Annotated in this window: 9 protein-coding genes and 2 rRNA genes (1 of these 11 only partly in view); all 11 read left to right on the top strand. The window is 40.2% G+C overall.

Going from position 1 to position 8909, the window contains the following annotated elements; all coding sequences use genetic code 11:
* A 23S ribosomal RNA gene (locus FAZ25_RS00890) occupies positions 1-65 on the top strand; it begins 2847 nt to the left of the window's first position.
* 91 nt (positions 66-156) lie between these two features.
* Positions 157-273 (top strand): 5S ribosomal RNA (gene rrf, locus FAZ25_RS00885).
* 140 nt (positions 274-413) lie between these two features.
* Positions 414-848: a transcriptional regulator Spx gene (gene spx / locus FAZ25_RS00880; RefSeq protein ID WP_004903245.1), complete on the top strand. Its 435-nt coding sequence runs from the start codon at positions 414-416 to the stop codon at positions 846-848.
* 70 nt (positions 849-918) lie between these two features.
* Entirely contained in the window at positions 919-1602 is a 684-nt protein-coding gene (locus FAZ25_RS00875) for an adaptor protein MecA (protein WP_004903243.1), read from the top strand.
* Between the two features lie 61 nt (positions 1603-1663).
* Positions 1664-2065 carry a rhodanese-like domain-containing protein gene (locus tag FAZ25_RS00870; protein ID WP_004903241.1) on the top strand — a complete coding sequence of 134 codons (402 nt, stop codon included), beginning with the start codon at positions 1664-1666 and terminating at the stop codon, positions 2063-2065.
* A 151-nt stretch (positions 2066-2216) separates the two neighbouring features.
* Positions 2217-3227, top strand: a complete 1011-nt coding sequence (locus tag FAZ25_RS00865) for a lipoate--protein ligase (protein WP_004905777.1) — start codon at positions 2217-2219, stop codon at positions 3225-3227.
* Positions 3220-4356 carry a thiamine pyrophosphate-dependent dehydrogenase E1 component subunit alpha gene (locus FAZ25_RS00860; protein WP_004903237.1) on the top strand — a complete coding sequence of 379 codons (1137 nt, stop codon included), beginning with the start codon at positions 3220-3222 and terminating at the stop codon, positions 4354-4356. Before FAZ25_RS00865 ends, FAZ25_RS00860 begins: the two co-directional genes overlap by 8 nt.
* A 1-nt stretch (position 4357) precedes the next feature.
* Positions 4358-5338 (top strand): alpha-ketoacid dehydrogenase subunit beta, encoded by a 981-nt coding sequence (locus tag FAZ25_RS00855; RefSeq protein WP_040189916.1) that lies wholly within the window; start codon positions 4358-4360, stop codon positions 5336-5338.
* Entirely contained in the window at positions 5331-6653 is a 1323-nt protein-coding gene (locus FAZ25_RS00850; RefSeq protein ID WP_040189917.1) for a dihydrolipoamide acetyltransferase family protein, read from the top strand. Before FAZ25_RS00855 ends, FAZ25_RS00850 begins: the two co-directional genes overlap by 8 nt.
* 2 nt (positions 6654-6655) lie before the next feature.
* Complete coding sequence (gene lpdA, locus FAZ25_RS00845) at positions 6656-8065, top strand: dihydrolipoyl dehydrogenase (protein ID WP_040189920.1); 1410 nt, start codon at positions 6656-6658, stop codon at positions 8063-8065.
* Between the two features lie 28 nt (positions 8066-8093).
* Entirely contained in the window at positions 8094-8897 is an 804-nt protein-coding gene (locus FAZ25_RS00840; protein WP_004909111.1) for an alpha/beta fold hydrolase, read from the top strand.
* Positions 8898-8909 lie beyond the last annotated feature (12 nt).

Raw genomic sequence — 8909 nt, 5'->3', positions numbered from 1 at the left:
GCTAGAAGTGGAAGTGCTGTGAGGCATGTAGCGGACTAGTACTAATCGGTCGAGGACTTAACCAAAGTCAAGAACGGAAGTTCAAAACGTAATATGAGTGGTTTAATGAAGAGAAAGAATTTGATACTATTTAGTTTTGAGTGAATAACTCAAAGGTGTCGTATTGATAGCATAGAGGACACACCTGTTCCCATTCCGAACACAGAAGTTAAGCTCTATCACGCCGAAAGTAGTTGCCGGATCGCTGGCTGCGAGGATAGGAAGATGCGGTGCCGTACATAGGGAGTGCTCTGAGAAGAGTGCTTTTTTTATGCGTTTATATACTTTTTTATTCGTATTTGTTATAATTGAGTATGGTAATTTGTTTACAATTATATATTTTACTTACTTCGAAGTAAGGAGGGCAGCATGCTATGGTTACATTATACGCGTCACCAAGTTGTACCTCATGCCGTAAAGCAAAACAGTGGTTAGAAAATCATGATATTCCCTATGTTGAACGTAATTTAAATAAAACGCCTTTAAGTGTTGCAGAAATCAAGGCAATGCTTCGTCTGACAGAAGACGGAACAGAAGAACTTATCTCTAAGCGTTCCAAAATATTTTCTCAACTTAACCTTGATTTAGATAATATTTCTATCAATACATTAATTGATTTGATTGTGACGCATCCTTCGTTATTAAAGCGGCCAATCATTATTGATGAGCGACGTATGCAAGTTGGTTATAATGATGATGACATTCGTCGCTTCTTGCCACGCGAAGTACGCCAAAGAGAATTGATTCGAGCGACTTTTAAGGCTGATTTTAATGAAAAGGCCAAAGATTTAATAGTTGAAGAAGGCTGAACAGTCAGTCTTTTTTCTTTACTTTTGACTTTGTGTATGACTAAAATAGTGATGAAAGGTGGTGACCATAATGGAGATGGAACGCATTAATGATAATACCATTCGTGTCATGATTGAAAACAACGATTTAAAAGAACGTGGTATTTCAATCATGGAATTATTGGGTAATCATGATAAGATAGAATCGTTTTTTTATAGTATTTTATCTGAAGTAGATGTTGATCATGATTTTAGTGACGATGATCAGGTGACTTTCCAAATACTACCAAACAAAAATGGTCTTGAATTATTTATTTCTCGTTTAAATGAAGATGAGCAGGTTGGCGATGTGATAAATAATTTAATGTCTTATGCTAAAAACAAGCAAGATAGTGTTGATGATGTTTCTGAAGAGCGACGCTCTCAGTTGCAACAATCTGATGATGGTGAGGCTCATCCAATGATCGCAGATAAGCAAACAGAACCAGTAAGTAATATTTTAACTCTGAAGTTGCCCAATTTTGAAACAATAATTACAATATCTCAGCTACTGCGTGGTGTTACCGTTGAATCAGACTTATATCGTTACGACAAAATCTTTTATTTAACGTTAAGATTCCGCAATGATGATTTGACGAGTGATATGCTGGCAGACCACAAAGCGCAAGTGATTGAATTCGCTGAAGAAAGTAATCAGGATATGGATGTATTGCGAGAACACGCTGAAATAGTATTTCAAGACAATGCACTGGAAGAAATTAATCGTATTTTTTAAAGCTAACCGTGTTAATTTTTGATATAATAAAACAATTGATGTAAGTTGGAAGAGGTAGAACATGAATTTAGTAGTGACGATTCTAATGTTAATCGTTTTATGGTTATTAATGACATTGGGAACTTGGTTGTGGGTTATTATGACTGCAAAATCAACTGGTGTATTGTTAAAGTCAGCAGAATTTGCTGATAAAATATCTGAAGAATCTGGCCAGATTGTTGATGTTCGAGAGTCTGCGTCTTATAAGCGCTCACATATCATGGGTGCCCGTAATATGCCAGCGATGAATTTCACACAGGGCAAGTCTGGTTTACGTAAAGATCGCGATATTTTCTTATATGGTGAGCGGCTACGTGATGTTATTCGTGCTAGTAAGTCATTGAAGAAGCAGGGTTATGATAGGCATAACATCTTTCTTTTGCGTGGCGGTTTTGCGCAATATAATGGTAAAAAAACAAAATAATTTTTATAGGGCTGATAATGTTATGACGATAACATTATCAGCTCTTTTGCTAGATCAATAAACGAATCATGAAAAGGGTATTCAATTTTCAGTAAACAAGCGTATAATTAAAGGTGTAGTATGGAAGCGCTTACAATAGGAAGGTAAAGCAATGCGGTATATTAATTATTTTAATCAAGACGCTTATACAAATATTGCGATGGATGCATGGCTTTTAAGAAATTTAAAGCTTAACGAACCAATTTTTGCTTTATGGCAAAATAAACGCGCAATCATTGTTGGTGAAAATCAAAATACTTTTTCCGAAGTGAATGAAGATTATGTCAAAGCACATGATATTCAAGTTGTGCGTCGTGTATCTGGTGGCGGGGCTGTTTATCATGATTTAGGAAATATTTGTTTTACTTTTTTTGTGCCAGTGGCGAGCAGTGCTAAGGTCGATTTTCATCAGTTTGTCAAACCGATGGCTGATGCATTAGAGTCGTTAGGTATTCGTGTCAGTTTGTCTGGTAGAAATGACTTGGAAATTGCAGGTAAAAAAGTATCGGGCAATGCGCAAAGATATGCAGGTGGCTACTTGATGCATCATGGGACACTGCTATGGGATACAGATGTTGACGCCATGGTTCGTGCATTGAATGTTGCTGATGAGAAATTTATTTCTAAAGCTGCTAAATCTGTACGTGCGCGTGTAGGTAATATTAAAGATTACGCGCCAACTGACTTAACCATTGATCAATTTATTTCACAATTGACATACTACTTATCCAATCAGGGAAAAGATCAAGAATACAAATTAAGTCAGGAACAAAAATCAGCCATACTAGCATTACGTGATAACCAATTTGCAACATGGGATTGGAATTATGGTAAGAGCCCAGAATTTATGTATAATAATCATGCAAAATATACTGGTGGGAGCATTGATGTTCATATTGATGCTGTGGCTGGTAAAATAACGGATATTAACTTCACGGGTGATTTTTTGGGCGTTAGAGATTGGCGTGAAATTAAAGCACAGTTTATAGGTATTCCCTTTACACGCGATGCTATTCGCGAGGTACTTGCGCGAAATGCGGATGGCCAATATTTTGGTAGCATTACACAAGACGAGTTATTGACAACTTTTTTTCAGAAAGATGAGGTAAAGGTTCATGGTTGATATTGTAGACACAAATAAGAAAGCATTGGATTTTGACAATCAGATTGCGGCACAAGACGATACATTTCCAATGTTAAGTGTGCTGGCTGCTGATGGGGCCATTGTTGATGAAACTGCAGTAAAGCGTGCTGAGTTAGATGATGATGATTTAATTAATATCATGAAGCGTATGCTATTAAGCCGCCAATTGGATATTCGCTCAACTAAATTAGCTAAGCAAGGTAGATTTGGCTTTTTTGCGCCAACAGCTGGACAAGAGGCATCACAAATGGCTTCCTCATATGCATTTAACGATGACGATTGGCTAATGCCAGGATATCGTGATATTCCACAAATTATTGTTAAGGGTTGGCCAATTTGGAAAGCTATTCTATGGTCGCGAGGACACGTACTAGGAAATGTCTTCACTACGGCTGATGATAAGCCAGTAAATTCTTGGATGCCACAAATTATCATTGGTGCACAATACGTTGAAGCTGCCGGTATTGCACTTGGTTTAAAGAAGAGACAAAAAGATGCTGTTGTGTACGCCTACACTGGTGATGGTGGTACATCGCAAGGTGATTTCTATGAAGGCATTAATTTTGCTGGTGCTTATCAAGCCAATGCTGTGTTCTTCGTGCAGAATAATGGTTATGCGATTTCAACACCACGACGGTTACAAACAGCTGCGAAGCATCTAGCTGCAAAAGGTTGGGCTGCTGGGATACCAAGTTTGGTTGTTGATGGCAACGATCCTATTGCGATGTATCTAGCTGCAAAAGAGGCTCGTACTTGGGCTACGAGTGGCAAAGGACCAGTTCTGATTGAAGCAATCACAGATCGTTTGGAACCACATTCAACTGCCGGTGATGATCCATTACGCTATCGTACGCAAGATGATATCGATGCTTGGTGGCAAAAAGAGCCATTAATACGCATGAGAAAATATATTACAACTAAAGGTATCTGGGATCAGGAAAAAGAAGATGCTTATATTGCTGAAGTGAATACTCTGATCGATGAACAGATTAAGATTGCTGATAATGTACCAAAGCAAAAAATCTCTGATTTCGTCAAAAATACGCTTGAAGTCCCAAGTTATGCGATGTCAGAACAGATTAAGCGTTTCGAAAGCGAGGGAAAGTAACATGGCTACTAAAAGTTATATCGATGCAGTACGAGAAGCGATGGATTTAGCGCTTGAAAAAGATAATGATGTGTTGATTTTTGGTGAGGACGTTGGTAAAAACGGTGGTGTCTTCCGTGCAACAGATGGACTGCAAGCAAAGTATGGCGAAGATCGTGTATTTAATACGCCTCTGGCGGAATCTGGTATTGGTGGTTTAGCAATCGGTTTGACTACACAAAATTATCGACCAGTCATGGAGATCCAGTTCTTTGGTTTTGTTTTCGAAGTCATGGATTCAATTGCTGGACAAATGGCAAGGAATAGATTCCGCTTTAATGGGACACGTCAAATGCCAATTGTGGTACGTGCGCCTTATGGTGGTGGCACGAAAACACCGGAAATGCATGCGGATAATTTGGAAGGCATGGTGTCGCAAATTCCCGGTATTCGTGTTGTCATGCCAGCTAATCCAGCTGATGCAAAAGGCCTATTATTAAGCGCCATAGAATCCAATGATCCTGTTGTCTTTTTAGAAAATTTGCATTTATATCGTTCATTGAAGGGGGAAGTGCCAGAAGGTTATTATACAACACCCCTAGATAAGGCATCTGTTGCACGAGAAGGTAGTGATGTATCAATTATTTCTTATGGCGGTGGTGTCCCTGTTGCGCTTAAAGCAGCCGAAACATTGGCGAAGTCAAATATCTCTGCTGAGGTTTTGGACTTGCGGACAGTTTCCCCATTAGATATCGAAAGTATTGGCGCCACAGCCGCAAAAACCGGACGTGTTGTTGTTGTACAAGAAGCGCAACGTATGGCAGGGATTGGGGCTAACGTCATGAGCGAAATTTCGGAACGCTTTATTCTTAATTTAAAGGCACCAATTGGGCGCGTGGCAGCACCGGATTCAGTTTATCCGTTTGGTCAAGCTGAAAATGACTGGATGATTAAAGCTGATGATGTGGTTGCTAAAGTAATGGAGGTTGTTAATTATGACTGAGATTTTCAAAATGCCAGATATTGGTGAAGGCATGGCTGAGGGAGATATTACCTCATGGTTGGTTAAAGTGGGTGACGAGGTTGCAATGGACGACCCTGTTGCCGAAGTTCAGAATGATAAATTAATTCAAGAAATTTTATCACCCTACGGCGGAAAGGTCACTAAAATATTTGTGGATGCTGGCACAACGGTATCTGTAGGCGATGATTTAATTGAATTTGATGGGGATGGTAGTGGTGCGTCTGCCTCACCACAAGCCGGTGCAGCAACAACAAACACAGATTCTGCTACTGAGAGTCAACAGACAGTAGCAGATACACCTACAGTGACCTCAGTTGACGTTGAATCATCAACGGTTCAAACAGCTAATGGGCATGTCTTAGCTATGCCATCAGTACGTCATCTAGCCTTTGAAAAGGGGATTGATCTCACGCAAGTACCTGCGACAGGTCGTCATGGTCATGTGACGTTGGCGGATGTTGAAAAGTTTAATCCTAATGAAGCAGCAGCGGGAGCAGGTACAGCAACTATTCAACCTGCTGCTAATCCAGTTGCGCCACAGCCTAAACAAGAGCCAGCAAAACACAACGCCATCGATATCCCTGAGCCTTTGCGAGAAGGCCGTCAGCCGATGACGCCAATCCGAAAGGCAATTGCGAAAGCAATGAGCACGCAACATACGGATATCCCAGCGGTAACTAATTTTGACCAAGTTGAAGTTAGCAAATTAGTGGCGCATCGTCGTCAATTCAAACTACAGGCATCTGAAGAGGGCATTCGCTTGACCTACCTTGCTTATGTCGTTAAAGCGCTGGCAGCAACGGCCAAGAAATTCCCTGAATTAAATGCTAGTTTGGATATGGCCACACAAGAAATCGTCTATCATGATGATGTCAATATGGGCATAGCGGTCAATGCCCCATCTGGCCTATTCGTACCAGTCATTGCACATGCAGATCGCAAGTCAATTTTGGTAATCGCACGAGAAATAGCAGCATTAGCCGAGGCTGTTCGTGATGGTAGTATTAAGCCGCAACAAATGCAGGGTGGCACAATGACGATTTCTAATATCGGTTCTGCTCGTGGTGAATGGTTTACACCAATTATTAACGGTAAAGAAGTCATGATTTTGGGATTGGGCTCAATTGTGAAGGAACCAATCATCAACGATGATGGCGAAGTTGTTGTTGGACAAAATATGAAGTTGTCTTTGACATATGATCATCGATTAATTGATGGCATGTTAGGACAAAGTGCCTTGAATTATTTGAAGCAATTATTGTCTGATCCGGCTTATATGCTAATGGAGGTTTAATAATGGTTGTTGGTGCACAAGCACGTGAAATTGATACAGTAATAATCGGTTCAGGACCTGGTGGTTATGTCGCAGCGATTCGTGCAGCGGAATTGGGACAGCATGTCACGATTATCGAACGTGAAAATATTGGTGGCGTCTGCCTAAATATTGGGTGTATTCCATCAAAGGCATTGATTAATGTTGGACATCATTATCGTAATGCATTGGCAGAAACACCATTTGGTTTGCATATCGATGGTGCTACATTAGATTGGCAAAAAGTACAAGATTGGAAACAAAATAAAGTTGTCAATACTTTAACGAGTGGTGTCAGTATGTTATTAAAGAAGCATCACGTTGAAATCATTAAAGGTGAAGCGACATTTAACGATAATGAAACATTGAATGTGGTGCAAGAGGACGGCCATGAATTGCTACAATTTAACAACGCCATTATAGCAACAGGTTCGCGACCAATTGAAATCCCTACTATGCCTTTTGGTGGCCGAATTATTGATTCAACTGGGGCTTTGAGTTTGGAAAATATTCCCAAAAAATTAATTATTGTCGGTGGCGGGGTCATTGGGTCAGAACTTGGTGGTGCTTACGCTAACTTAGGTACCGAAGTCACAATTGTTGAAGGATTAGATCATACGCTCAATGGTTTTGATGCGGAAATGACGAAACCAGTATTAGCCGATTTTGAACAACATGGTGGTCATATCGTGACATCTGCCATGGCAAAATCAGCACAACAAACTGACCAAGATGTTAGTTTGACTTATGAAGTAGATGGGGAAGAACATACGATAACTGGCGATTATTTGCTAGTTGCTGTTGGTCGTCGGGCTAATACAGATGGATTAGGTTTAAATAATACGGATATCAAGCTAAGTGACCGAGGTTTAATTGAAATTGCGGATACCATGCAAACAAATGTGTCACATATCTATGCAATCGGGGATGTAACAATTGGCCCTCAGCTAGCACATAAGGCGAGCTTTCAGGGTAAAATAGCTGCTGCTGCGATCGCTGGTGAAGCTCAAGCACATGACTTGCACTATTCTCTGCCTGCCGTGGCGTATACACAGTTTGAGTTGGCGACAACTGGCGAAACGCCAGAGTCTGCTAAGGCAAAGCAACTAGATGTTAAGATTGCTAAATTCCCATTTGCCGCTAATGGGCGTGCTATCTCGATGGATGAGACAACCGGATTTATTCGACTAATTAGTGATACAGCAACACATGGCTTGTTAGGTGCGCAAATCGTTGGTCCCAGTGCTTCTGATTTGATATCAGAGTTATCACTGGCGATTGAAAATGGTTTGACCACCAATGATATTTCACTCACAATTCATCCACATCCAACATTAGGCGAAGCCATCATGGATACAGCTGAATTAGCGGATGGTTTACCAATTCATATTTAACAGATTTTCTGAACTTAAAAGGAGTAACATGGCAAAACTGACAACAAATGATTATGTGATGTTAGACTATCATATCTATGGTTTTGGACAACCAATCATATTAGTTGCCGGTTATTCAGGTAATCAGGCGACGTGGTCTGGACAGATTGATCAGCTTGTTGCAAACGGGTTACAAGTGATTACCTATGATAGACGTAATCATGGTGATAGTGACAATGTTGGCTATGGGATGCGATTATCACGTCATGGGCAAGATTTAGCTGAATTAATTGCAAACCTTAAGCTAAAAAAGCCTATATTATTAGGGCATTCAATGGGGGCTAGCACGATTTGGGCCTACTTGTCATTATATGGAGATGATAACGTTTTGGGCATCATTACAGAAGATCAAGTTCCGGTCATGGTTAAGCAAAAAGACTGGCAATTTGGTTTATTTCAAGCCGATTTTGAGCATGTCACTGAAGCAATGAGCAAGCTTCCTGGTACGAAATTAACCAATATTAAGCTATCAGAACAAATGAAACGTCAAATTAGTCTGCATTATAAGCCATTTGATTTTCAATATAATGCACCATTATTATTTAATAGCCTATTGCAAGATTGGCGTGATGTCGTTGCGCGTGAAAAAGTCCCGCATCTCTTTATTGCGGGTGATAAATCGCCTCTGTGGCCAGCCCAACATGCAGTGGTGACAAGCCAATTAGCTACTAAAGGCGAATATGTTATTATCAAAGATGCCGGTCATATACCACATATTGAAGCACCAGACACCTTTAATCAAATTGTTAGCAATTTTATACAGAAAATAATCTCAATAAAAAACGCCACCTGAGTTGTGTGGCGT

Source organism: Leuconostoc sp. LN180020 (assembly GCF_014844115.1).
GTDB classification, from domain to species: domain Bacteria; phylum Bacillota; class Bacilli; order Lactobacillales; family Lactobacillaceae; genus Leuconostoc; species Leuconostoc citreum.
Note: the sequence above shows the minus strand (reverse complement) of the source record. Positions and strands in the feature narration are given on the sequence as shown.